General features: G+C 45.0%; 22 protein-coding genes. 16 read left to right on the forward strand and 6 right to left on the reverse strand.

Going from position 1 to position 26,072, the window contains the following annotated elements; genetic code table 11:
• Positions 1 to 53 precede the first annotated feature (53 nt).
• Positions 54 to 188 carry a hypothetical protein gene (locus tag I2I33_RS20425; RefSeq protein ID WP_255378865.1) on the forward strand — a complete coding sequence of 45 codons (135 nt, stop codon included), beginning with the start codon at positions 54 to 56 and terminating at the stop codon, positions 186 to 188.
• 56 nt (positions 189 to 244) lie between these two features.
• Here the strand turns inward: I2I33_RS20425 and I2I33_RS13670 are convergent, their stop codons facing one another.
• On the reverse strand, positions 245 to 5,707 hold the full coding sequence (locus tag I2I33_RS13670) for an alpha-2-macroglobulin family protein (protein ID WP_229128302.1): 5,463 nt from the start codon (positions 5,705 to 5,707) through the stop codon (positions 245 to 247).
• A gap of 134 nt (positions 5,708 to 5,841) precedes the next feature.
• Here I2I33_RS13670 and I2I33_RS13675 point away from each other — a divergent pair, with 134 nt between their 5' ends.
• Together I2I33_RS13675 and I2I33_RS13680 are read left to right on the forward strand one after the other, a co-directional pair.
• The gene (locus tag I2I33_RS13675) at positions 5,842 to 7,164 is read left to right on the forward strand and encodes a UDP-glucose dehydrogenase family protein (RefSeq protein ID WP_087421228.1); all 1,323 of its coding nucleotides are present in this window, start codon (positions 5,842 to 5,844) and stop codon (positions 7,162 to 7,164) included.
• Positions 7,165 to 7,266: 102 nt separating this feature from the next.
• A complete protein-coding gene (locus I2I33_RS13680; RefSeq protein ID WP_087421229.1) occupies positions 7,267 to 8,175 on the forward strand; it encodes a diacylglycerol/lipid kinase family protein in 909 nt (302 codons plus the stop codon).
• 15 nt (positions 8,176 to 8,190) lie between these two features.
• On the opposite strand, the gene I2I33_RS13685 is transcribed toward I2I33_RS13680, so the two are convergent.
• Both I2I33_RS13685 and I2I33_RS13690 read right to left on the reverse strand, forming a co-directional pair.
• Positions 8,191 to 8,667, reverse strand: coding sequence for an Lrp/AsnC family transcriptional regulator (locus I2I33_RS13685; RefSeq protein ID WP_087421230.1), 477 nt, complete (start codon positions 8,665 to 8,667; stop codon positions 8,191 to 8,193).
• Positions 8,668 to 8,678: 11 nt separating this feature from the next.
• Positions 8,679 to 9,302 carry a hypothetical protein gene (locus I2I33_RS13690; protein WP_027202309.1) on the reverse strand — a complete coding sequence of 208 codons (624 nt, stop codon included), beginning with the start codon at positions 9,300 to 9,302 and terminating at the stop codon, positions 8,679 to 8,681.
• Positions 9,303 to 9,463: 161 nt separating this feature from the next.
• Here I2I33_RS13690 and I2I33_RS13695 point away from each other — a divergent pair, with 161 nt between their 5' ends.
• A complete protein-coding gene (locus I2I33_RS13695; protein WP_239428282.1) occupies positions 9,464 to 11,032 on the forward strand; it encodes an alkaline phosphatase family protein in 1,569 nt (522 codons plus the stop codon).
• Positions 11,033 to 11,198: 166 nt separating this feature from the next.
• On the opposite strand, the gene gldE is transcribed toward I2I33_RS13695, so the two are convergent.
• A complete protein-coding gene (gene gldE / locus I2I33_RS13700) occupies positions 11,199 to 12,536 on the reverse strand; it encodes a gliding motility-associated protein GldE (protein WP_087421231.1) in 1,338 nt (445 codons plus the stop codon).
• A gap of 158 nt (positions 12,537 to 12,694) precedes the next feature.
• On the reverse strand, positions 12,695 to 13,108 hold the full coding sequence (locus I2I33_RS13705) for a single-stranded DNA-binding protein (RefSeq protein ID WP_027201489.1): 414 nt from the start codon (positions 13,106 to 13,108) through the stop codon (positions 12,695 to 12,697).
• 340 nt (positions 13,109 to 13,448) lie between these two features.
• Between I2I33_RS13705 and I2I33_RS13710 the strand changes: the two genes are divergently transcribed.
• The 3 genes from I2I33_RS13710 (at position 13,449) to I2I33_RS13720 (ending at position 17,657) form a co-directional block, all read left to right on the forward strand.
• Positions 13,449 to 13,733 (forward strand): HU family DNA-binding protein, encoded by a 285-nt coding sequence (locus I2I33_RS13710; protein WP_027201488.1) that lies wholly within the window; start codon positions 13,449 to 13,451, stop codon positions 13,731 to 13,733.
• Between the two features lie 187 nt (positions 13,734 to 13,920).
• On the forward strand, positions 13,921 to 15,468 hold the full coding sequence (locus tag I2I33_RS13715; protein WP_087421328.1) for an Rne/Rng family ribonuclease: 1,548 nt from the start codon (positions 13,921 to 13,923) through the stop codon (positions 15,466 to 15,468).
• Positions 15,469 to 15,629: 161 nt separating this feature from the next.
• Positions 15,630 to 17,657, forward strand: a complete 2,028-nt coding sequence (locus tag I2I33_RS13720; protein ID WP_087421232.1) for a protein-disulfide reductase DsbD family protein — start codon at positions 15,630 to 15,632, stop codon at positions 17,655 to 17,657.
• Positions 17,658 to 17,720: 63 nt separating this feature from the next.
• Here I2I33_RS13720 and I2I33_RS13725 read toward each other — a convergent pair whose 3' ends face one another.
• Entirely contained in the window at positions 17,721 to 18,956 is a 1,236-nt protein-coding gene (locus I2I33_RS13725; RefSeq protein WP_087421233.1) for an MFS transporter, read from the reverse strand.
• 348 nt (positions 18,957 to 19,304) lie between these two features.
• Here I2I33_RS13725 and I2I33_RS13730 point away from each other — a divergent pair, with 348 nt between their 5' ends.
• From I2I33_RS13730 to I2I33_RS13775, 9 genes are all read left to right on the forward strand, one after another.
• A complete protein-coding gene (locus I2I33_RS13730) occupies positions 19,305 to 21,431 on the forward strand; it encodes an HRDC domain-containing protein (RefSeq protein ID WP_087421234.1) in 2,127 nt (708 codons plus the stop codon).
• A 1,151-nt stretch (positions 21,432 to 22,582) separates the two neighbouring features.
• Positions 22,583 to 22,798, forward strand: coding sequence for a hypothetical protein (locus I2I33_RS13740; protein ID WP_032947781.1), 216 nt, complete (start codon positions 22,583 to 22,585; stop codon positions 22,796 to 22,798).
• Between the two features lie 12 nt (positions 22,799 to 22,810).
• A complete protein-coding gene (locus I2I33_RS13745; protein WP_032947780.1) occupies positions 22,811 to 23,032 on the forward strand; it encodes a hypothetical protein in 222 nt (73 codons plus the stop codon).
• 12 nt (positions 23,033 to 23,044) lie between these two features.
• Positions 23,045 to 23,458: a PcfK-like family protein gene (locus I2I33_RS13750; RefSeq protein ID WP_007840032.1), complete on the forward strand. Its 414-nt coding sequence runs from the start codon at positions 23,045 to 23,047 to the stop codon at positions 23,456 to 23,458.
• A gap of 2 nt (positions 23,459 to 23,460) precedes the next feature.
• On the forward strand, positions 23,461 to 24,744 hold the full coding sequence (locus I2I33_RS13755) for a PcfJ domain-containing protein (protein ID WP_007840031.1): 1,284 nt from the start codon (positions 23,461 to 23,463) through the stop codon (positions 24,742 to 24,744).
• 24 nt (positions 24,745 to 24,768) lie between these two features.
• Entirely contained in the window at positions 24,769 to 25,026 is a 258-nt protein-coding gene (locus I2I33_RS13760) for a hypothetical protein (protein ID WP_007840030.1), read from the forward strand.
• A gap of 20 nt (positions 25,027 to 25,046) precedes the next feature.
• A complete protein-coding gene (locus tag I2I33_RS13765) occupies positions 25,047 to 25,277 on the forward strand; it encodes a DUF3873 domain-containing protein (protein ID WP_007840029.1) in 231 nt (76 codons plus the stop codon).
• Positions 25,217 to 25,522 carry a DUF6956 domain-containing protein gene (locus I2I33_RS13770; protein ID WP_080565185.1) on the forward strand — a complete coding sequence of 102 codons (306 nt, stop codon included), beginning with the start codon at positions 25,217 to 25,219 and terminating at the stop codon, positions 25,520 to 25,522. Before I2I33_RS13765 ends, I2I33_RS13770 begins: the two co-directional genes overlap by 61 nt.
• A 52-nt stretch (positions 25,523 to 25,574) precedes the next feature.
• Positions 25,575 to 25,883 carry a hypothetical protein gene (locus I2I33_RS13775; protein ID WP_007840027.1) on the forward strand — a complete coding sequence of 103 codons (309 nt, stop codon included), beginning with the start codon at positions 25,575 to 25,577 and terminating at the stop codon, positions 25,881 to 25,883.
• Positions 25,884 to 26,072: the final 189 nt, after the last annotated feature.

The raw sequence follows: 26,072 nt of genomic DNA on the forward strand, positions 1-26,072 counted from the left end.
CAATCATGGTAAAGAGGTGAAACTTGTGTTTCTTTTGCGAGGAAGAAACGCTTATGATGAGGTTTTCAGATGGGTATTTCCAGTATAAGATGTGGTCTCATTTTGCTAAATATCTTTTGGGAGATTTGGCAACACCTTGTTTTTATGATATTGACAGTTCGGATGAACGTCGTATCTGGAAGTTGTAAGAATTATTAGTTTTGTGTGTTTGAAATCGGCCGGAAATCTTTCCGGCCGATTTATTTTATTCTCTGCTAATTGAAATCGTGTTTCCCGGTAGGGTGGCGGTAATCGAGTTATCGTACATCGCCGAGCAGGTGATGGCCGGAAGTAGGTAAGTTCCGGAGTACGCTGCATTAAAGCGAAGTTTGAAAGTTTTCGATTGGCCTTGTTTCAACGAGAAATAGAGGTATGCCCGGTCATCTCGGATGTCCACGTTGTCGGTTCCTTGGAACGGGTTCACTCCTGTCGAGAGACGTTCATTGAGGAACTCGAAACCGGAGGGGAACATGAAAGTTAATGCCAATTCCTCGTATAAACCGATGTTTCCGGTGTTCTGGATCGTGATTTCGGCCACGATGTCTTCTCCTTGTTTATAATTGGGTTCGTTGTTCCGAGTGCCGTTGCGGTAGTAGTTGACCGTCATTTTCAACCCGGACATTTCGCTCTGCGTGATCACTCCCAATGGCGTGGAGCTGTTGATGGTACGCACGTGGAGCGTTCCCGAAGAATTGTTTTTCACGGTCACTTCCGATTTGTTGTTCTTCACGGCCAACTCTTTTTGCAACACGGTTTTTGCCGTCTTGTAGTTATCTTTCCCGATCTGGACATCAATACCGTTACCGTCCTTGAAGTAGCGTTCCACGTAGTTGCCGATGGCACACAGGCCAAAAGCACTTTCTTGGGTACTTAACCATTCGTTAGAGGCGAATTTGCGGGCCATTTTCTGCATGAGCTTGTATGCCTCGTCTTTCATGTCCATGTTGATCATACTTTGCATGATGATCGCGTTGTCACGAAGGTCAGAGCCGTAACATCTGCCAAGCTGACGATATAGTTCAGCTTCTGCCGGAAGATTGGCGATCAACGCTTTGGCAATCTTTTCGTGTTTGCCCAAGGCGTAGGCTCCTGCCAGTTGCCAGCGGGCGATCGGGTTTTTGTAGGTATCTTCCTTCATCCGGTTCATGGCTGCCATATTGGGTTTACCGGCAAGTGCAAGCACGTAGAGGCGGTAGGATTGTTCGATTTCCGAGTAGTAATCCCCCCGTCGCCAAGCATTTGCTTGTTTTGCCAGGTAGTCAAGAGCGGAGTTTTTCATGGAAGTCGGGATTCGATAACCGACTTTCTCGGCTTGAATCAGGAAGTCCGTGATGTACGTGGAAACCCAGTCGGAAACGTAGCTGGAGTTCGACCAGTAGCTGAATCCACCATTACTTACTTGGTAGTTGCGTAAGCGGGAAATGACGTCTTTTACATGCAATTCTGCGGTTACTTTCTGAGCCTCGCTGAGATCCATGATCCGGTCAAGCATGAGCTGCGGGAACACTGCAGAGGTGATTTGCTCTCCGCATCCGTGCGGGTAACGAATCAAGTAGCCGAGACGTTGTTCCAAATTAAGCGCCGGGATAGAGGTGATTTCGAGGAATGAGGCGGGTTCCAAACCTTCCATCGTGTTGTTGAATGTGATGGATTCACCGCTTGCCACTTCCCGCGCATCTACCCGGGTTACCTTGGGATTCGGTACGCGAATGTCAACATCACAGCTGAAATGGGCTTTCTCCGAGCCGCTTTGTGCCGTGAAGGTCAACGTGGATTTACCGATGTTTTCCTTGATTTTTACCTTGAAGAATATGATCTGTTCTCCCGTGCCGGAGAAGTGAGCTTCTTTGCTCGCGGGTTCAATGATTTCGATCTTATCGTCGGTTTTGATGTTCACGGTAACATTTTTGATGTTCTCTTTCATGGCGAACAGGGTTACCGGAATTTCGATCACGTCTCCCGGGGTGAACAAACGAGGCATCGTGACGTTGAGCATCAACGGTTTGTTGACTTTCGTGCTTTGCGAGGCAGAACCATAGCGTCCGTTGTCCTCGGCAACGACCATTGTGCGTACTTCCCCGATGTATTCCGGCATCCGGAAGGTGTGCGTTTTCTTTTCCCCGCTCTTGATGGTAAACGGGCCTTTGAAGATTACCACGGGAGTAAAACGATCGCTTTTCCGGTTTTCTTCCGGTTCCAGGGATTCGTCACCTCCCACGGCAAATGCTTTCTCCAAACGTCCCCCGAAGGCTCCGATGACATCATCGTAGAAGTCCCACGTCTTTACTCCGAGAGCCTCTCTGGCATAGAATGCCGGGAAGGGGTTCGGGGTCTTGAACGAGGTCAGGGATAACAATCCTTCATCGACAATGGCAATGGAATAAGTCATTGGTTTTCCGTCCTTTTCGCTCACGGAAACCGTGAAATCCTGTGACGGGCGAAGTTCCTGTGCCATATCGATCTTTGGGGTCAAGCGTAAGTTAGGATCGTCAATATTGATGTTCAGTACGCCATACAGACGAATCGGCTTGTCATTGTTCCGATTCTTGTGAGGTTGAATGAGGGAGACGTTGACGTAGATATTGGGACACATTTCACTGGTCGCCTCGATCTCGAAAGAGGTGGAACCGGCAGATGTGGGTACACGGAATATGTCTTTCACGGTTTTCCCGTTTTCAACGCTCACGAGTGCCACGCTACCCTCGGAAGAAGGGAAGGTGATTTTTATTTTCTCCCCGGCACGGTATGCTTTCTTATCGCTGGTTAAGGTGAGTAGGGTGGCCATACCCGGGATGTTCATGTCATTCCGCCAAGAACTTACGTAGAAGGTTGTTCCACAGGAGTGGCCGGAGGATTTATCTCTCGCGATCACGTAATAGCGTCCCCACTGGTTGCAGGTAACGTCAATATTGAATTTGCCATTTTGGCTTTTCACGGTTTTATTGAAGACCGGTTTACGGTAGGAGCGGTTCACGTATGATCCGATATTGTCCCTTTCGGAATCCCACCACCAGCGCCATTCCAAGGTATAGACTTCAACTTCGATTTCCCTGTCAGATACCGGCTTCCCGTCGGCCGTAAGCACGGCTCCCGCGATGGGGATCGGTTTTCCGGCGGAGTACCAGTTGTCCTCGGAATCGGGAAGTTTCACGCCGACATATTCTTCATAAGGTGAATATTTGAATCCGGCTGTCGTGATGCTGAAGTCCCCACCGGGTTCGAATACCCGCAGCGTGAGGAGTGCATTCAGCATTCCCGGTGCGTTCTCCGTGCTGATTTCATCAGCCGATAGGGTAAAATTACCCTCCGCATCAGTAGTTCCTTCAAAGAAGGTCGTTGTGGTCGCGTTAAAATAACGAGATCGATCATCAAAACTATATTCTTTGTATCCCGGGAACGTGGTGTTACTCTGGGATAACTTTAATTCGGTGTTGACCTTTAGCGAGCTGGTTTTGGCTCCATGCAACCAACGGGTTTGCACGGGAATGGAATTATCCGGGATACCATTTCCCAGAATGTCATTCGGCAGGTTGGTCACGATACTGAGGCGATTCGGTTTGATACTTTCGATCCGGACGGTTTTCCAGAAGGAGATTCCCCCGATACGTACAACTGCCCGCCAGTAACCCGTGACGGCTTGCTCGTCTGTTTTGAAAGTGAAACAATAGAGACCGTGTTCGTTACGTCCTTCCCGTTTCGTTTGAACCACGTTACCATTCGGGTCGTAGAGTTCGGCAATGATGGGGTGTCCCACGGGAATCACCTTCTCTTTGTCTTCCAGCATGAAAGAGAGGTGTATTTCATTTCCCGGACGCCACACGCCCCGTTCTCCATAAATGAAACCTTTTATTCCCTGTTGTACGACTTCGCCACTGATGTCAAAGTTGCTGTATGATAGAGAATTTGCATCGCTTACTTTTAAATAGGCTTTGTCGTTTCCCTTGACGGCAAGCACGATGAACGGTTTCCCTTGTACTCGTGCGGTTGCGATTCCCAAATTGTTGGTTACGGCAGAATCAATCTTCTGGTTCTGGTAATTGAAGAAGAGTATTTTGCAACTTTCCACGGGAGCGGCCGTGAGCAGGTCGTTCACGGCTACCACGTATTTACCGTCACTTCCGGTTTTGGCGGTAAGGCCGAGTGAGGTGACAATCAAGTTTCTTCTGGGGAAACGATCGGACACGTAGTAATAAGAGTTGGAACAGGGATCGTCCCGTTCTTCCCACGAGTAGTCGGACGGGTAATTATAGTAATAATCGTCGTCATCATAATAGTCATAATCAGACTGGGAATCCCAATCGTTTTCCGTGATTCCATCCCCCTCGTTAGCGCAGGCTAGGGTCGTGTAGGACTTTTGGAATTTCAGTTGAACCCGGTAGATAACTCCTTTTTCCAGTTGTATATGGTCTGCCAGGTTTATCGTGTAGTCCTGCCATTTGTTCGCATTTATTGGGTGTCCTTCTTTCTCAAGTGGGATTTTCTTATCCAGAATGATACGTCCCACCCGGCGTAGTTGGTAATCGCTACTGTAATTATAATTACCGTCTTGCAAGTAGAAGTTCATGTTTTGGTTGAATACCTTCACGACCCGCAATTGCACGGCTTTCAACGCTACCGCGGAGAAGGGGATCAGCACGTTTCCCTCGGCCGGCGTAAATGTTCCCTCGCCGATAAAGGCAACAGCAGGTTTGGCGGAGGCGAAACTGACGTTGTAGGTGGCATCCGATTTCAATTTTTCACCGAATGAGTTTTTGATACCTTTATAGATATTTACTTGAACGACACCTTGCATCTTATCCCGTTCGTTGGAATATACTCGGATGATGTTACCCTGCACGTTGAAGTTTAGGCGATTTACCCCGTCCACGGTGATTAATCCCTGTAAATCCTGAGAGGCATCCACGTTGTCCGAGAGGGTGATGTCTATGGTCTGGGAGTTTTCATCACTCGCTTTGACTTCCAGTACGGAAAATATTTTTGAACCGGGGATCTCCACGATCAAATCGTTCCCGTTTTTCACCTTTTTATTGAAACTTAACTCCAGTGATTGTGTTTCGTTTGTCCGACTAATGTCCGGAACCCTGAAGTAGTGGATGTAGGGCGTGTGTTCCCATTCTAGTTTGTGGGACAAACCATTGATCGTCGCTTTCACGAGTAGTTCTATTTCGGCGGGGGCCACGGCATCAGAATTCGTGATGGAGGCCCGGTAGGAAAATCTGTTGTTATCCGTGGGGTCGATGTGCAAGCTGCCTTCTTGGAACGCGAATACGAGAGGGAGGACTTTCACGCTGAAACGGAAGGTTGACAAGTCGGAAGGGACTTTGCAGAGTTTGTCCAGGTAGAGACTGATGTCGTATGTTTGCCCGTTTTTTAGAGGCTTGGTGGGGGTAAACTCGATAATGTTACCATCCCGTAGAGATACGGTCCCCTCGGCTTTCGGGGAGATCTTTAATAGTTTTTCGACCTGTGTGGGAAGACTGTCCCCTGTCTGTAGAACGTTATTTTCCAACCGAACATAGATCGGGTCGGAGGATTTTATCATTCCCTGGGTAAAGCCGGAAATGTATTTGCTATACTCTAGCTTGCTTTGTTCCTTGGTTTTATCTTTACACGAAAAGATCGTGATCATCAAAAACAGTAAAGGAAAAAGAAGAATTCTTTTTTTCATGCTGGTAATGTTTGATTTATCATTAAGACAAAATTAAATAAAAAAACGGTATGGGAACTTATTGTTCGTTTTAAATTTATATTTTTGCGAGACTGAAAAATCAGACCCTAATTAGGGAGGTAAAATAAGATAATATGAGAATAGCTGTTGTTGGAACCGGTTATGTCGGACTTGTATCCGGAACGTGTTTAGCCGAAACGGGAGTAACTGTAACGTGTGTCGATGTTAACAATGCCAAGATCGAGTTGTTGAACAATGGGGGAATGCCTATTTATGAACCGGGGTTGGCAGAGTTGGTTACCCGGAACCGGGAAGATGGACGCCTCTTTTTCACTACGTCGTTGAAAGAGGCATTGAAGGATGCAGATGCTGTTTTTATTGCCGTGGGAACCCCACCTGATGAGGATGGGAGTGCGGACCTGCACTACGTGCTGGACGTGGCTCGTGAAATCGGGGAGATCATCAATGATTATATTGTCGTGGTAACGAAATCAACGGTGCCCGTGGGAACGAATTACAAGGTGAAAGGAGTAATTCAAGCAGCTTTGGAAAAACGAGGTGTCGAGGTGGCATTTGACGTGGCTTCTAATCCGGAATTCTTGAAGGAAGGGGATGCAGTGAACGATTTTATCTCTCCGGATCGCGTGGTGATCGGGGTGGAGAGCGATCGTGCCCGTCGGGTCATGGAACGTTTATACCATGCTTTCATATTGAATAACACGCCAATCTATTTCATGGATATATTGTCGGCGGAAATGACTAAATACGCGGCAAACTCGATGCTGGCTACCCGTATTTCGTTTATGAATGACATTGCTAATTTGTGCGAGATTGTCGGGGCTGACGTGGAAGCCGTGAAGAAAGGTATCGGTAGTGATTCCCGTATCGGGAAGAAATTCTTGAATGCCGGGTGCGGTTATGGCGGTTCCTGTTTCCCGAAGGACGTGAAAGCGTTGATTCGTACGGGAGATGATCATGGACATAGCTTGGAATTGTTGAAAGCCGTCGAGCGGGTGAACGAGAACCAGAAGAGCGTATTGTTCCGAAAGATCACTTCACACTTCGGGCCGAATTTGACGGGAAAACGTTTTGCCATGTGGGGATTGTCGTTTAAACCGGGTACGGATGATTTGCGAGAAGCTCCTTCATTGGTGTTAATTGATAAATTGGTGGAGGCCGGAGCTGTGGTACGGGGATTTGATCCGGTGGCTATGGAAGAGTGTAAGAGACGGATTGGTGATCGTATCGAATACGCGGATAATATGTACGATGCGCTGACCGATGCCGATGCCTTGATCGTGGTGACGGAATGGGCCGAATTCAAGATTCCCAAATTTACTTTTATCGAAAAAGCATTGAAGCATAAAATTATATTTGACGGAAGAAATATATATAGTCCGGAACAGATGAAAGAATTCGGTTATATGTATTACGGAATCGGACGGAAAGACAATTAGCAATTGAAAATTGACAATGAATAGATTTATGATTTGCGACAAAAAAGTGTCAGGTTTGTGCGTGGAAATCTAAAATCTAAAATCAATAAATCTAAAATTGAAATGGTTCATTATCGAATATTGTTTATCGTGAATCCTATATCGGGGTTCGGTTTGGGCTGGGAGATTCCTTACCGGATAAGGCATATTGCGGCGTACAAACACATCGAGTACAATATACGTTTCACGGAATATGCCGGGCATGCGAAAGAGATCGTGGAGCAGGCCAAGCATCAGAATTACACGCATATCATTGCGGCAGGAGGGGATGGTACGGTAAATGAAATCGGTACTGCCTTGATAAATACGGGCATCGCTTTTGGCGTGATCTCTTTAGGGAGTGGTAACGGCTTTGCCCGTCATTTAGGTTTTTCCCAGATGATGAATAAAGCGTTGAAACAGATTTTGAAAAGTGAGACCACGGATATTGATGTCGTGGAGATTAATGGCCATTACTCGTTGAACGTGAGTGGTTTCGGCTTTGATGCCGAGGTGGCACACTTTTTTAGTAGGATGAAGATCCGGGGTATATTCTCTTACATCTATTCAATCATACATATGTGGTTTCGTTACCCCGGTAAGCGTTACGTGTTTCATATAGACGGGAAAACGTGGGAGGAAGATTGTTTCGTTTTGAGTGTTGCCAATAGTTCCCAGTATGGAAATAATGCCTCGATAGCCCCCAAAGCTTCGTTACGGGACGGGCTGGTTGATATTTGCATTTTGAAGAGGCCTAAATATTATCAAATACCTCGTTTCCTCTATTGCTTTATGAATTCCAAGATCGCTCGACTTCCTTATTTTAGCGAAATCCAATGCAGGGAGGCGATTTTGGAAGGAGACTTGAATAAAGCGCATATTGATGGGGACCCGTATACTTTGGAGTCTCCGGTAAAGGTAAAAGTACTTCCTGGAGTATTGAAAGTAATTGCCCCAAAACTATCCAGGAAGAAGAAAAATATGACGGTTTGATTTAACTTAAAACGACTATTTGTCCTGTGGGGATAGGGCTATCTGTTTCTCGATAAGCTGATCCAAGGAGATGAATGTTTCGGTTTTAGCGATACCGGGGATGTTCTGTAACGTGTTGATCAGAATATCCATCAAGTGCTGGTGATCGTTGCATCTTAATTTAATCAAAAAGGTAAAACCGCCCGTGATAAAGTGACATTCTGTAACTTCCGGGATGCTTTCAATCTCTTTCACGACAGTCTTGTAGGTGTGAGCGTGGTCAAGGATAACCCCGATAAAAGCACATACTCCAAAACCAAGTGCGTCGGGTTTCACGATAAAACGGGAACCTTCGATAATACCGGAGTCTTCCATCTTTTTCACGCGTTGGTGGATGGCGGCTCCGGATATGCCACATTCCCGGGCTATTTCCAAAAAGGGAATTCTTGCATTTTTTACAAGATGAGACAAGATCTTGCGATCAATGTCATCGATTTGATATTTTGCACTCATTGTTTTCTTTTTTACCTGTTAAAACTTAATACGCTATACAGTTGTTTACGCTGTTTGTAATATTGCCATCCATCCTCGTTCGTGATGGTTTTGATTACCCCGTCAATCAAATTGTTGAAAATTGTAGCGAAATCAAAGACTTCGGGAGGGTAGATTTCTTGATTGTGAATATCATTCAGTTTGGCAATATACATGCGGGCAACCATTTCACTTGATACGTCGTTTTTATACATACCTTGTTGCATCCCCTTTTCGATGTTAATTTTAATCTTCTCGTAGATAAAATTGGAACGTTCCAGCTTGTGCTGTTCGAATAGTTCTGGGAACGCCTCGGCTAATTTGTAGCTGACGGAAGGTGACACGTTAAAAAAGCGCTGGTGGATTTCGTTTCCAACCAGTAGTAGAATGTCAATCGCGTTCCATCCGTCGAAATCGTATTCTTTGAATATCTTTTCAAAAGCAATACGCTCTTGCTCGAAGATACTCTTCGCGATGTCTTCCATGTCTGAGAAATTCTCGTTAATCTCCTCAAGAGAAGTTCCCATTTTCTTCAATTTATCGTCCGATAATTCAGTTCCGTAGCGATAAACATAGTTCCTCAGTTTTTCTGTCAACTGGCACTTTTTCTCAGTCATAATGGATATGGTTATTTTAGATTCTTGCCGTAAAGATACGAAACAATTAAGAATTGAAAGAATTATAAGTTGTAAATTATCATATTCTGATTATTTTTGTGTCTATACTGAGGATTTGAAACTTGGGATCAGAAATACGAATTTATAAAATAGAAACGATCGTGAAAAAGTTATTGTTATTAGCGAGTGTATTGGCTTGGGTATCTGGTGTTTTCGCGGAAGAAAAACCGAAATTGATAGTGGGAGTGGTGATCAGCCATTTTTATCCGGAATGGATGGATATGTATGCTAACGAATTGTCGGATAATGGTTTGAAGCGGATCATGAAACAAGGAGCCAGGGTGAATATGAATTATAACTATTTTTACACGCAAACCGGGGTGGATCACGCGTCGATTTACACGGGTATGTTACCCACGGAACATGGGATCGTGTCGAGGGCGTGGTACGATCGTTTACGCCGGAAACGTCAGTATTCTACTCAATCCGATCGTTATACGGAAATCGGTGATCAACAGGCAGATAGTATAAAAAGTTTGTCTCCCGATTATTTACAGACGATGAGCTTGGGGAGCGCCATGAAATGGAATAATCCCATGTCCCGAGTGTTCAGTATTGCCATGAATGGTGACGAAGCTGTTCTAAGTGGGGGAAGTAGTGCCGATATGGCCATCTGGTTCAGCGAGAAAACGGGTAAATGGGTGTCCTCTTCTTATTATCGTTCGGAATTACCCGAATGGTTGAGAATGTATAATACATGGGTCGAGAGCGATCATTTTGTGAATAAAGGATGGATGATGTTGTCTGACGAGGATAAGTCGGCTGCCCGTATTCGCCTGACGAATCATTTCTATTATGATATAGCCCGGGCAAAGAAGGAATATAATACTTACCGGGTTTTGAAAGCTACACCTTACGCGAATACATTGGTACGGGTGTTGGCCGAAAAATTGATTGACGAGGAAAGGTTGGGAGTGGATAATGATCCGGATTTGCTAGCCTTGAACTTTTCCTGTTTAGACTATATGTCCCGGGATTTCACGATAGATTCGAGCGAGGAGAAGGATATGTTGATCCGTTTGGATATGGATATTGCGGCATTGGTAAGTAAGTTGGATGCCCGGGTCGGGAAAGGAAACTACACGCTGTTCGTGACCTTTTCCGAGATGCGGGAGTTGATGCCGGAGGATTTGCGGAAGATTAAAGTGAATTCTGATTATTTTAGTATATTTAAATCTGTGGCCTTGTTGAAGTCTTACTTGGGTTTGGTTTACGGGCCGGGTGACTGGATTTCCGATTATGATCAGGGACAAATTTATTTGAACCGGGATCTGATCGAGCAGAAGAAGATAAATCTGAAAGAAATGCAGGATAAGGTGGCTGATTTTATGATCGAGTTCGAGGGGGTAGCCAAAGTCATGACAGCCTATTCATTAACGCACACTTCCTTCCCGGAAGGGGTAAATCGGTTGGTTCAGAATTCGTTTTCTCACAAACGTAGTGGGGATGTCTTTTTCTGTATCCATCCGACTTGGGTTTCGGAACTGAAAGAGTTGGAGGATACTTATTTCCGGCATACCAAGCGTCCGATTGTTCCCCTGTATTTATACGGTGCGGGAGTGAAGGCCGATTTGAAAGGGAACTACACGATGTCGGATTTATTACCTACCTTGTGTAAGATATTGGGAATAAATGTTCCTTACACGGCACATGGGAAGGCTATGTTTTAGTGGGAATTAAAAGTGTTCGATGAACGCCCCTTTGTCCGCCTTTGGGTATCCCTTCCCCCGCCGATAGTCTAGCTCATGAACATAGCATGAACATAGCATATACATGGCATGAACACGAACCGGTGTTCATGCTATGTAAGGGGTGTATATTTGTAGAGTACTTGTCCTAGCTTATCGGCGGGGCAGTTATAGACGAGAGAGGGACTTGCCCGGTCTTTTTGTATTGAATTTTCTTGATTCGCCTGTTGTCAACTTCGAGTACTTTGAATTGATGTTCTTTGTATGTAATCACCTCGTCCTTGTGAGGAAGTTCCCCCTTGATTTCAAGGATCAGTCCGGCCAAGGTGTCTGCATCTCCCTCCACTTCTTGGAATGAATCCTCCTCTATGTCCGTGATTTTGTAGAAATCGTTCAACAGCGTGGAGGCCTCGAAAATATATGCCCCATTCTTGTCCCGCGTGTAAACAATTTCCTGTTCGTCGTATTCATCGTTGATGTCGCCCACGATCTCTTCGATAATATCTTCCATCGTGACGATTCCGGAGGTTCCCCCGTATTCATCAACAACAATCGCCAAGTGTACCTTTTTCGTTTGGAACTCTTCCAGCAGGTCGTTGATCTTTTTGGTTTCCGGGACAAAATAGGCAGGACGAATTAAGGTTTGCCAGCGAAAGTCCTCTTTCTCATCCAGATGTTGTAATAAATCCTTCACGTAGAGGATTCCCGTGATGTTATCCAGGTTTTCCTCGTACACGGGCATACGTGAGTAACCGTGTTCCGTGATGATCTCTTTCACTTGTTGGTAGCTTGAACTCCCGTCAATGGCGATCACGTTGATGCGGGGACGGATGATGTCAACCGCGTCAATATTACCAAAACGGACAATGCCTTCCAAAATGTCTTTTTCCTCGTTGATTGCCGTGTCCTTGGTTAATTCCAAGGCTTTGGATAATTGGTCGATGGATAAATTATCCTTTTTATCCATGCGCTTGCTGATAATAGAGGTGGAACCGATCAACAGGGCGGATAGCGGACGGAACAGGTGAGACAGGAAGGTCAGTGGACCTGCCATGAAAATCACCATGTTCAACTGGGAGCGGTTGGCGTATAATTTAGGAATGATTTCTCCGGCCAGTAAGATCACGAACGTTACCACGATCACTTGGATAATGAAACCTAACGTGGGATAAGCCGAGAAATCAAATAATGAATTTACCAGATAGGTGGACAACACGACAATGGCCACGTTCACGAAATTGTTGGATATTAAAATCGTGGCGAGTAGTCGGTTGGGTTTCTGTTGCAGGTTGCGGGCCTTCTCGTACCCGTTGTCTTCCAAGTATTTTAATTGCGAAGGAGAAAGTGAGAAATAGGCAACCTCCGAACCGGAAATTAATGCCGAGCATAATAATAAAAGCAATAAGATAATGACGAAAATTAAATCGATGAGGGTGAATGCACCTGTAAAAATCTGCCCGGCAAGGGGAATATAATCTGTGTCCAAAATTTATATAATTGGTTAAACTTAAATATCGCCGAAAGATACATAGAAAAACTAAAAGATAAAAGATAAAAACTAAAAACTAATCGTTTAAAGCCTGATTTCCTTGTTCGAAATCGTTTACTTCAAACTTTTAGTTTTTAATTTTTAGCTTTTATCTTTCAGAACGGGAGATCGTCACTGTCGTCACCACCGCTTAAATCGGGTGCTTGTGGCATGTGCGTGTCTTGAGGTTTATCCCCGTTATCCTGTTTGCGGGATAGCATCTGGAAATTATCCCCGTAAATCTCGGTCGTGTATCTTTTCACCCCGTTTTGGTCGTCCCATGAACGGGTTCTGATACGTCCCTCGATGTAAAGCATCATCCCCTTGCGAACGTATTTTTCGGCTATTTGAGCCAGATTCCGCCAGAGAACGATATTGTGCCATTCGGTTTGAGTTACACGTTCTCCGTTTTTATTATTGTACACCTCCGACGTGGCAAGGCTGAATCTTGCCACGGCAACACCTCCTTCGAGATATTTTACGTCCGGGTCAGCCCCGACATTACCGATAAGAATAACTTTGTTTACCATGTATAATATGTATGGATTAAAATTTGTCACAAATTACGGAATAATTTCGGAGAAAAAAAATAATCCCAATGCCATCTTGTTATGATTCGTGATTTATTCCCGATCATTGAAAGTAATAACTTTGTTGTTACCAGTTTAAATGAGGTACAGGCAAGGTAAAGGCTTGTTGGAAAAAGTGGTGCAGGGATGTGTCCGATGTTGACAATTAAAGATATAGAACACAAAAAATATTGACAAAAATGCGGTAGTTTGTTTCATTGTTTGTGGAAAAGATATATATTTGCAGTCTGAAATTTAGAAGAAATGAAATATAATATTGAATACTAAATACTTAAAGAAAATGACAAAGGCGGACATCGTGAATGAAATTTCAAGAACCACTGGTATCGAGAAAGCTGCGGTACAAACTACAGTTGAAGCTTTTATGGAAGCAATAAAAGGTTCTGTGATTGATGGAAAAAATGTATATTTAAGAGGTTTTGGAAGTTTTGTAGTGAAAAAGAGAGCTGAGAAAACCGCTCGTAATATTTCTAAAAATGTAACGATCAAGATTCCTGAACACTTTATTCCTTCGTTCAAGCCTTCGAAGAGTTTCGTCAATCAGGTGAAAGATCAAGTAAAATAAGAAAGGAGTGAAATTATGCCAAGCGGAAAGAAAAGAAAGAGACATAAGATGGCCACTCACAAACGGAAAAAGAGACTGAGAAAGAACAGACACAAAAAGAAGTAGTCATCGTTTGTGAGTTAGAGATTATAAACCTAAGGGCTATGCCTTTAGGTTTATTTTGATTAATACATTAATTGATCAGGTAGTGAATACTGAGTTAGTCATAGATGTAAAAGCGGAAGAAGTAGTAATCGCCTTGTTAAAGGACAAGCGGTTGGTAGAGTTGACAACGGAGAAGACTAGCGTTAAATTTGCGGTAGGTGACATCTATTACGGGAAAGTGAAGAAAATCATGCCCGGTTTGAATGCCGCTTTCGTTAATGTCGGCTATGAAAAGGATGCCTTCCTGCATTACCTTGATCTCAGTCCCCAGTTTTATTCTTTGGATAGCTATATAAAGCAATGTATAGCCCGGAAGGGGATGCCTGTAGCCAAGTTAAAACTGGAGCCGGAAATCAGTAAAAACGGGAAGATCGGGGACGTGCTTTCTGTCGGCCAATATGTTGCCGTGCAGGTTGCGAAAGAACCTATTTCCACCAAGGGCCCGCGCTTGACCTCCGAGTTGAGTATTGCCGGGCGCCACCTAGTTCTGATGCCTTTCTCGGAAAAGGTATCCGTGTCACAAAAGATAAAATCGGTCGAAGAACGGAAGCGTTTGAAAAGACTGATTGAAAGTATACGCCCCAAGAATTTCGGGGTGATCGTGAGAACTGTCGCCGAAGGCAAGAATGCCGAGCTATTTGACAGTGAATTAACAGAACTTGTTGAACGTTTCGAGACCGCGTTCAAACATCTTCGGGATATAGAGCCTCCCAAGCTGATTTTGGGAGAGATTGACCGAACCAGCGTTATTCTCCGGGATATATTGAATCCCTCGTTCGAGAACATTTATGTGAATGATTTAGCATTGAGTAAAGAAATTAAGCGTTATATCAGCACGATAGCTCCGGAGAAAGAAGGTATCGTTAAATTTGTGTCAACCGAGGTACCGATCTTCGATCATTTTGGGGTGGACAAGCAAATCAAGTCTTCGCTGGGACGTACCGTTTCGTTTAAAAACGGGGCATACCTTATTATAGAGCACACGGAAGCTTTTCACGTGATAGACGTGAATAGCGGGAATCGTGTGAAATTGGGCGATGACCAAGAATCAAATGCCTTGGAAGTAAACTTGGCTGCTGCCGACGAGGTGGCTCGTCAGTTACAATTGCGAGACATGGGAGGTATTATCGTGATCGACTTTATTGACATGCAACAAGCGGAAAACCGCCAGAAGTTGTTCGATAAGATGCGTTCGGCAATGGAACTCGATCGTGCCAAGCATACCATACTCCCTCTGAGTAAATTCGGATTAATGCAAATCACGCGCCAGCGGGTACGTCCGGAAATGACCGTGACGACCACGGAGACTTGTCCCGTGTGTCATGGAACCGGTAAAGCAGATGCAGCTGTTTTAGTGATTGATAAGATTGAAGACCAGCTTGAGTTCTTGGTCGAGGAGAAGAAAATCAAGAATCTGGTATTGAAAGTACACCCCTTTGTGGAGGCGTATTTGAAAAAAGGTTTCTGGTCTTTGCGTAGGAAGTGGGCTTTCAAGCACCATATCCATTTAAAGGTGGTCGGAGTACCCTCTTTTTATATTTACGAATATAAGTTTTTTAATCGTTTTAATAGAGAAATAGAACCCGAGTAGGTGTTTTTACTTACAGTTTCGTCATTCCATCTTAAAACGATGTTAAAATAGTACCATGAATTTGTGTGAGAACAAATTATATGGTACTTTTGCGTCCACTGTGTGATAATGCATACGATTTCGAGAAGCATGCAAATTGATGTTTTATTAAATAATTTTTTATGAAAAAGAGACTATTGACGTTGATCTTTACGTTGTTCGTGGGAACCTTTTCGGTTTTCGCTCAAATGTCTGACCCGACAAGTTGGACGTTTTCACAGAAGAAAACCGGGGATAACGAATACGCTTTAACCTTTAAAGCAACCATTCAACCCGGGTGGACGGTTTACTCCATGTCAACCCCGGCAGGTGGTCCCATGCCTACATCAATTACCATTGAGAAAGTGGGAGAGGGAATCGAATTAGTGGGTACGGCCGAGGAGAGTGAACCAAGTAAAAAGCATGATGATGTTTTCGGAGTCGATGTGTGGTATTATTCAAATAATTACACCGTAACCCAAAAGATCAAAGTTACCGATCCTTCCATTACTACCGTGAAAGGAAGCGTTGAATTTCAGGCTTGTCAGGAAGGTGCTTGTGTGCCGGGAGAGAAGGATTTCGCGATCGAGTTGGGTAACAAAGGTGCCGATAAAGCTACTGTTGCTGCTGCCGATGAAACGAAGGATGCAACCGAGGATGATTCCTTGTGGCTGTTCTTCTGGGTGGCTTTTGGTAGTGGATTACTGGCAGTTGTGATGCCTTGCGTGTTCCCGATGATCCCGATGACGGTGTCATTCTTCATGCATGGGGATAGTAATAAAGCAAAAGCAAAGGCAAAAGCTATTTTCTTCGCCTTGTCTATCGTTGGTATCTATACCGCTTTAGGATTGATCATTTCGTTCTTGTTAGGACCGGGATTCATTAACTGGTTGAGTACGAACTGGCTGCCTAATATTTGTTTCTTCATTATATTCATGATCTTCGCTGCATCCTTCTTTGGTGCGTTCGAGATCGTGTTACCGTCTTGGTTGGTAAATAAATCGGATAAACAAGCTGATAAAGGTGGTTACATCGGAGCTTTCTTCATGGCATTCACGTTGGTATTGGTGTCATTCTCTTGTACCGCCCCGATCGTTGGAACCGTGTTGGTAGAGGCTGCACGCGGATCTGTATTACGCCCGATCATCGGTATGTTAGGATTCTCTATCGCCGTGGCATTGCCTTTCGGATTCTTCTCTTTCTTCCCTTCAAAATTAAGCAATCTACCGAAATCAGGAGGTTGGTTAAATGCGGTGAAAGTTGTATTAGGATTCGTGGAGGTTGCCCTTGGATTCAAGTTCTTGATGGTAGCAGACCAAACTTACCACTGGGGATTGTTAGACCGTGAGGTTTACATCGCTATCTGGGTAGCTGTGTTCACGTTACAAGCATTGTACTTGATGGGTAAAATCAAATTCGCTCACGATAGCGATTTACCATATATCGGAGTACCTCGTTTGGTGATGATTATTATTACCATGTCATTCGTGATCTATTTGATCCCGGGTATGTTCGGGGCACCGTTGAAAGCTTTGGCCGGATATTTCCCGCCACAAGAAACGATTGACTTCGATATTAACCGTATCGTGCGTGACAACGCGAAAGAGATTATGAAGAGTGGCGTGCAGGTAGGTGGAACACAAGGAGCTGCTAGTGCCGCATCCAACGAACCTGTAAAATACTCTGATTTCTTGCACTTGCCCCACGGGTTGGATGGTTATTTCGATTATGATCAGGCATTGAAAGCCGCACAAGCTCAAGATAAACCCTTGTTCATTGATTTCACCGGTCACGGTTGTGTGAACTGTCGTGAGATGGAACAAAGTGTTTGGTCTGATCCTCGTGTGCTTGAAATGTTGAAGAATGATTATATTATCGTGGCTCTTTACGTGGACGATAAGACCAAATTACCAGCAGAAGAGGTTTACGTGTCAGAGTATGACGGAAAGAAGAAAAACACGCTTGGAAAGAAGAATACAGACTTCCAGATCAAGCAATTCGAGTCGAACGCTCAACCGAACTATATCTTGTTAGATAGCCGTAAAGGTAACGAGAAAGTATTGAAACCGCATGTATTACAACCCGCTAGAGGTTATAATAAAGATCGGGATGCTTTCGTGAAATTCTTGCAAGACGGTTTGAAAGAGTATAAAGCTCGTGCCGGAAAGTAATCTATCGAATTGATCAGATATTTAAAAGCCACCTTTTTCGAGGTGGCTTTTAATTTATATACTTTAGATATTGTGGGTTTTCCCGTTAACGGTCAATTTACCCACTTGCAACAAGGACGGGAGGCAGAATGATATAACCCCGATAGCTAATATCACGAGCCCACCAATGACGAACGTGTTTGTAATCCCCACGTGATCGGCAATAAACCCGGTACTCATTAATCCGAGCATGGAGGGGAGCATACTAAGGCTCATGTATATGGAAAATACTCGTCCGAGTATTGCCGGGTTGATTTTCGTCTGGATAACGGCTGTGAACGAGGCAAAGTATAATGACCCGATCACGCCTTCAAATGCGGTAAACACGACGAACCAGACAAAGGCATTGGGAGATAGTAGGCCAGATGCCGTGAATCCGGCTCCCAAGAGGATGTATGTCAGGTTGATCAGCGTGATTTTGTTGATCTTGTATTGTTTGATACTCAAGGCTACTCCCCCAAATAGGGCTCCGACTCCCCAGATGGCTTCAATCAGACTCATTTGGAAAGCATCTCCCGAAAAGTGATTGAGGGTCATTAAAGGGAAAAGCACGCTGACTGGCATGATAAAAAATGTGGCTATGATTGAGAGGATTAACAATAATGGCATCCCCCGGTGGCTGACAACCTCCCGTTGAGCCTCTTTTAAGTCTTGAAGGACATTGTTTTCTCCCGCGTGTTCACCGGGTGGAGGGTTCGGTATTTTGACGAAAGCCAGCGAGGTACAGGCGAGTATGGCTCCGATCACGTCGAGCATAAGCACGACAGGCATGGCCAGCGTGGTAATTGCCAAGGCTCCTAAAGCTGGTCCGGCTATATTACAGGCAGAATTGATCATCTGGTTGATCCCGGCGATCCGTAATAATTGAGATTCTGGAGCGAGTAATGGGATAGATGCTTGCATTGCAGGAGCATGGAAAGCTGAACCTATCGATCGTAGTGCTAACAATAGATAGATTTGCCAAACTTCCGCTTGTTCGAAATAAAATAAAAAGGCTAGAATAAGTGTGCAGAAAGCAATGAAACTGTCAGACAGGATCATGATTTTCTTCCTGCTCCACCGGTCGATAAATACTCCGGAAAACATACCTAAGATGCCTTGCGGTAACATGGCGGCAATCGTGGCGAAAGCCAAAGTTTCTGCCGATTTAGTTTCAAAGGTTAGCCATAAAATGATGGCAAAATTAACGAGCGAACTGGTCAGTATGGAGAAAAACTGTCCTGTCCATATAATTGCGAATACCTTTTTCCAGTTATTCATGGTAATTTTATATCAATATTAAAAGTGAGAAAACAATACCTTGATACTTCCCGGTTAGGAGGAAAGTTTTAAAAAAGTCCGGAGGAATTTTTCCGGGATTAAATTAGGCACGAACCCGATACGGAATGCCCATGATGAAGTTTTGAAATCTCATAAATGGTATTGTATGTAATTTCTACAAATATATGAATCTGTAAAGAATAATCCTAAAAAATAATCGAAAATATCAAGAGGTGTACGTGATTGTGTATAATTGCCGTGATACGAATAGATTATTTTTCTACCTTTGTACGAGTTGCGTGTCTGTGAAGGCCGAATAGAATGATAATTCGTGTAAAATCTTGATTCATGGAAAGTAATCCTCAACTGGAATTGGCGTATGACTTTTTGGAATATACGGGAGTGAACGTGTTTCTTACAGGAAAAGCGGGAACGGGAAAAACTACGTTTCTGCGGGAATTGAAACGGAGATCACCCAAAAGGATGATTGTGGTTGCTCCCACGGGAGTGGCGGCAATTAACGCGGGTGGGGTGACGATCCACTCTTTCTTCCAGTTGCCGTTCGGGCCATACGTGCCGGGAAGTTCGGATACGGTGGAGCGAGGTGAAAAATTGCAATACACGCACAAGTTTAACCGGGAAAAGATCAATATTATCAAGACGATTGATTTGCTGGTGATTGACGAGATCAGTATGGTACGGGCAGATTTGCTGGATGCGGTGGATGATATGTTGCGTCGTTACCGCTCTAAGAACGAGCCTTTCGGTGGGGTGCAGTTGTTGTTGATCGGTGATTTGCAGCAGTTGGCTCCCGTGGTGAAAGAGGACGAGTGGGCGTTGTTGAAACAACATTACGCATCGGCGTTCTTTTTCCATAGTAAGGCTTTGGCAGCCACCCGTTACGTGGCAATCGAGTTGAAACACGTTTATAGGCAACAGGATCGGGAATTCGTGGACCTGTTGAACAGGGTACGGGAGAACCGGGTGGATGCTGCGGTGTTGGGGATGTTAAACCGGAGGTATGTACCGGGCTTTAAGCCTTCGGATGACGAGGGGTATATCACGTTGACAACACATAACCACCAAGCACAAAGGATTAACGACGTGAAAATGGCAGAATTATCGACTAGGGCTTATTCGTTTAAGGCAGAAGTGAAGGATAATTTTCCCACTTATTCTTATCCCACGGAGGAGACGTTGGTGTTGAAACAGGGGGCACAGGTGATGTTCGTGAAAAATGATTCATCACCGGAAAAACGTTACTACAACGGGAAAATCGGTAAAATCACGGCTATTAATGACCGTTCCATCGAGGTGGTAGGAAAAGAGGATGGTCTGAAGATTCAGGTGACCCCGGAGGAATGGACGAACACGAGATACACGTTAGACGAGGAGACTCGGGAGATCACGGAGACGGTGGAGGGAACGTTTAAGCAATACCCGTTGAAAACGGCGTGGGCGATTACGATTCATAAAAGCCAAGGGTTGACGTTTGAACGGGCGATCGTGGATGCCAATGCAGCATTTGCTCACGGGCAGGTGTACGTGGCGTTGAGCCGTTGCAAGACGTTCGAGGGACTTGTGTTGAGTTCCCCAGTAACCGTGCGTTCACTGGTGAGTGACGGGGCAATAGATGAATTCGTGCGGGAGGCGGAACAGAAGGAGCCGAATAAGGAGGAATTGCAACAGGCCCGGCAGTCTTATTTCAGGGAGTTGTTGCTGGAACAATTCGATTACGAGACGATCCGGTGGAGGTTACATTATTTGTACCGGGTGCTGGATGAGCAGTTGCGTCGGTTGTATCCCGATTGGGTGGAACGTTACCGGGTGGCGGGAGCCAAGTGCGCAGAGGAATTGTTGGCGGTGGCCGAACGGTTTCAGAACCAGTTGGAACGGTTGATGCCGGAAGAAGGGAATTACGAGGCGGATCCGGTGATCGCAGACCGGGTGAAGAAGGGGGCGGAATATTTCCGGGAACATACGATGTCTATTTTTGGAAAATTCTTGGAAGAGGCTATTCCGGAGATTGATAACAAGGAGGTGAGGAAGTTGGTGGAACAAAATATGGAACGTTTTCGGGGAGAGGTGAACTTGAAACTTGAAACGTTGAAAGTGATCGGGAACGGTTTTTCTGTAAAAGATTATTTACGAGCGAAGGCGAAGGCGTTAATTGATGCCCCGAAAGTGAAGATTAAGGCGAAACGTGCCGGAGCGGAGAAAGTGGAGATTTCTCCTGATATATTACATTCGAAGTTATATGAAACTCTTCGTGCTTGGAGGAACAAAGAGGCTGAACGATTGAAATTGCCCGTGTATACGGTATTGCAGCAGAAAGCTTTGTTGGGAATCAGTAACACGCTGCCCACGAATTCAAAGGAATTGCTGGCAGTTCCCGGAGTTGGAAAAAAGATCGTGGAACGTTACGGGGCAGTGTTACTGGATATGGTGGATGAGTTCCGCTTTCAACAGAAGTAGGGATTCTGGTTATCTCGTAAGTGAGTAGGCTGATGTATGAAATGGTTAGAATAAGCAAGGCTGAAAATACAATAAAGGAAATAATTAACAAATTTGTAAGTTAAGTTTAAACCTTTTTATTGAATTCTTTGTATACTTGTTTTCGGAAGTTACGAAAAGAGTGTAATTTATTGGAAATGAGCTTAGGTTAATTGCTCATAATAGTAATAGGTTACGATTTAGTTAGTTATCTGCTGCATTATTCTTCTGCGCATTGCGTAACCTTCAAAGAACTCTTCGTATGCAAAAGTAACAATAAAACGGGAGATTTTGAAATGAATCTCCCTGATTTTTTCTTTATCATATAGGTTTTTCCGTAAAAGCGATTTTATCCGTCGGCACACCATCGTACAAAAGAATTTTGAACGAACGTGTGCCGACTACCGCATAAGCTGAGAAAAGGGCTTTGCCTCACACCTAAACAACTGTTTAGACTAATGAGGCAAGGCCCATTTCTTTTGTGCTTATGCCAAGAGGTGCTTTTACGGCTTTTCAGATGATTTTTCATTTTCGTTGTTCTTTTGAGCCGGAAGCGGAAAGCCGTGTATGACCGCTTGTCCATAAATGGAACAAGCCGTCACCCACAGCAGGCAAACCGGGAAGAATGATTTTATCTGCCCGCCCCGACACATCTGACCAGACAGATAGAACCATACTTCCTTGCAGGTGGTTTGCCCGGTTTCACGCTACCGGCTATGTCCTTTTTTTGGGGGGGGGAGACTTCCTTTTTTCACGGATTTCTCTTTTGAAGTTTTCTGTCTAATCTGCCTCTACTTCCGTTTACCTCCATTTTCGCGCCTTTCAGTGGACCGCATCAGGCAGTCATTTCCGTTCTGGGCGCAAAGGTAACTCCGGGATTTGACGGGAAAACAAGGTCAAGCCTCCTGTTTTCGGGAAAAATCTCCAGCCCTGTGGGTAGTATTTTTCCTGAAAAACCTTGCATTCCCTAATCCCTACCTTTTTAAGCACCCGAAACGAAAACGACCGATGCGACAGAAAGACGCATTAAAAAAAATGTCGGATAAACGAGAGGCAGATAAGATAGTTTGAAACTCAACTCCCTCAGCTCATGAATCCGCATTAAAAAACAAAAAATCAAAAACAGCAAAGATATGACAGCAACGGCAGATTTCAGACAAGTGGCGCAATACATGGGGCTTGCAATATGCAACTTAATCATGCGCACCGTCCTTTGGGTATTCGGCATCCTTTGGGGCATCGTCAGAGAGATAGTAAACGGAGTGTTCCGAGTGGCGATAGGTGTAATAGTGGCTATCCTTTCCACAATCGTCTTTTTCGGCTTCATCCTTTGGTTATTCACCCTTTAATCTTTAATCGACATGGCAAAGAGAAGAAGCAAGACCGTAGAGCAACAATGCAGATACTATGAGGTGGACAACATATTCGAGTACATGGTGGAAACATACATCAACGGCAATATATCCGTGTTCCGTGAACTCTACCACGAACTGAATAAGGACGCACGGAAGGACTTTACAGACTTCCTTTTGAGCGAGGTTGAGCCGACATATTGGAGAGAGATACTGAAACAGACAATCTAAAGCGACAGCGATATGAAAACGACAGACCATTTCAAGAGAACGATACAGATGTATTTGGAGCAACGTGCAGCGGAAGATGCGCTCTTTGCGAAGAACTACCGCAACCCTGCCAAGAATATAGACGATTGTGTGACCTACATTCTGAACTATGTGCAGAAAAGCGGTTGCAACGGCTTCACGGACGGCGAGATATACGGACAAGCCGTACACTACTATGACGAGAACGAGATAGAGGTGGGCAAGCCTATCCAATGCCACATAGCCGTGAACCATGTGGTGGAACTCACCGCAGAGGAAAAGGCGGAGGCACGGCAGAACGCTATCCGACAATACCAAGAGGAGGAAGTCCGCAAGTTGCAAAACCGCAACAAGCCTAAGACCGCCAAACAGACAACCCAAGTTCAACAATCCTTATTCGACTTTTGATTATGAAACCGAGAACACGCATACAGCAGGAAGTCGCACGTTTGAGCAAGCGGCTACCGAGATTGAACGCCACACAAAAGGCATACGCTTTCCGCCATTGCTTCAAGCATTATGCAATCAAGAGAGCGGACGGCACGAACATCTGCACCGAGTGCGGACATTCGTGGAAGAGCGACCACGACCTTGCAGACACCCTTTGCGGATGTATCTGCCCACATTGCGGTATGCAGTTGGAAGCGTTGCGCACCCGAAAGAGTGTTTTCAGCGAGAACGAGTACTTCTCCATCGTCACCACCAGCAAGCAGTACCAAGTGATACGCTTCTTCTTCGTGAAGTCCCGATACAAGGCAGGGCAAGCAGCCGAGTATTCCATTTATGAAGTGGTGCAGAGGTGGATTTCGCCCAAAGGCACAACCACCACCGTTGCCCGACTGCGTGGTATGTCAATGTTGTATTACGACCAATGGGCGGAATACAGCGACATGGAGGTACGCAAGAACAACAGACTTCACGCATACGATATAACACCTGTGTGTACCTATCCCCGACAGCGTTTCATCCCCGAATTGAAACGCAACGGCTTCAACGGGGACTATCACAATATCCTGCCGTATGACCTTTTCACGGCAATCCTTTCCGACAGCCGAGCAGAAACGCTCTTGAAGGCAGGGCAATACGCCATGTTACGTCATTATATCCGCAGTTTCTTTGACATGGAGCGGTATTGGGCATCCGTCAAGATTTGCATCCGCAACGGCTACACCATTTCGGACGGCTCAATGTGGCGTGACACCATAGACCTGCTCCGTCATTTCGGCAAGGACACGAACAGCCCAAAATACGTTTGCCCTGCCGACCTCAAAGCCGAACACGACAAATTGGTCATAAAGCGCAACCGCCAAAGGGAGCGTGAACGGACTGAAGAGCAACGCAGGAAAGCAGTTGAGGACGAGAAAAACTATCTGAAAGCCAAAGGAATGTTCTTCGGGCTTGTATTCTCCGACAACCTTATTCTTGTCAAAGTCATTGAAAGCGTGGAGGAAATGATTGAGGAAGGACGGATGATGCACCATTGCGTGGGCGGTTATCACAACAAGGCAAACTCCCTCATCCTATCTGCCACCATTGACGGCAAACGGATTGAAACGATAGAGGTGTCACTGAAAACACTGAAAGTGGTACAGAGCAGAGGGGTATGCAATTCTAATACCGAGTACCACGACCGCATCATCCGGCTTGTGGAGGACAATGCCGAACTTATCCGTCAGCGGATGAACGCAGCATAATATCAACTTATAATACATAACAGCATGGAAGTAAGAATTGAAAGTATGATTTGTTTGTGGGACGATAAAATCCCCACGATGTTCCTTGAATTTATAAACCTCCTCACTCTTTGTCAGAGTGAGGAGCAGTTAAGAGCAAGCGTAAAAGACTTTTCCGAGAAGCACGAACTTGACAAGTTCTTTCTTTACGGCTTCGGCTCACACCATTTCTACCTGCATCAACGCTACACGAGCAACCCCGAAATGGTGATGCGGAATAGAGTGTTGTCAGTACATTTCTAACCATCTAAAAAACAACGATTATGAGTACACGGATGACCATCAACGGAGTAAGCACCTGCACGAAAGCAGGGACAGAGAAATACGAGAAGTTCCAAACGGGTATCGGCAGACGCAAGCGGATACTTGTGCAATACGACTACCGCTACACAGACGGGGAATTATTCTCTTGTGTGAAACCCACGTTGGACGAGTGCCGAGCCGCACGGGACAAGTGGCTGACGGCAAAGGAAAGAAAGGAGGACAAGCGATGAACGAAACAACCTACCAAACGCTGATTGTCAAGTTCAGCGAGCCTATCACGGCATTGGACGGAATGTTTGACGATACCGAAGCATGGGGAGTTGATACCCTGAAGGGGTGGATAGACAGTTATGAAAGCAGCCGTTTCACCGCCATTGACAGCCATACGGCAGTCATAACGAGCGAGTACAACATGGAGTGTCTGAGAAAGTGGTTGGAAAGATGCACACCCATAGCTGAGAAAACTGAATTTTGAACGGTGTGGCAGTGTCCGCACCGCCACACCATAACACCTAAAAACAACGAATATGATAGCAAAGACAATTTTGGAGCAGATAGGTGGCAGACGCTTTGCCGCCATGACGGGAAGCAAAGACTTCATAGACATGGGTAACGGTTTACGCATGAGCCTTGCGAGGAACAAGACGAGTGCCAACCGACTTGACATCATCTATGACGGAGGAGCAGACCTCTACAATATGCGTTTCTACCGCAAGACGTTCAGCAAAAAGACATTCGAGTGCAGGACGAAGGACATAGAAACGCACGAAGGGATATATTGCGATATGCTGGAGGAAATGTTCACGATGGTGACGGGGCTTTACCCCCGTTTTTGAGAGGTGGGAGGCGAGAGCCGCCCTACTTTCTTTCAGTGAGCATGATGGCGGACAAAGAAAGTAGCAAAGAAACCTTTGTCCCAATCTTCGATAACTATTTTTATGACATTTTGTCATGTATCATAGCTATTGATGATAGGAAAACAAATTGGCGCAGTTGTTGCTATATAGTGATTGTAATCAAATCCA

The sequence above is a fragment of the Butyricimonas sp. BSD2780061689_150309_C8 genome, from assembly GCF_015560935.1.
Lineage (GTDB): Bacteria > Bacteroidota > Bacteroidia > Bacteroidales > Marinifilaceae > Butyricimonas > Butyricimonas paravirosa.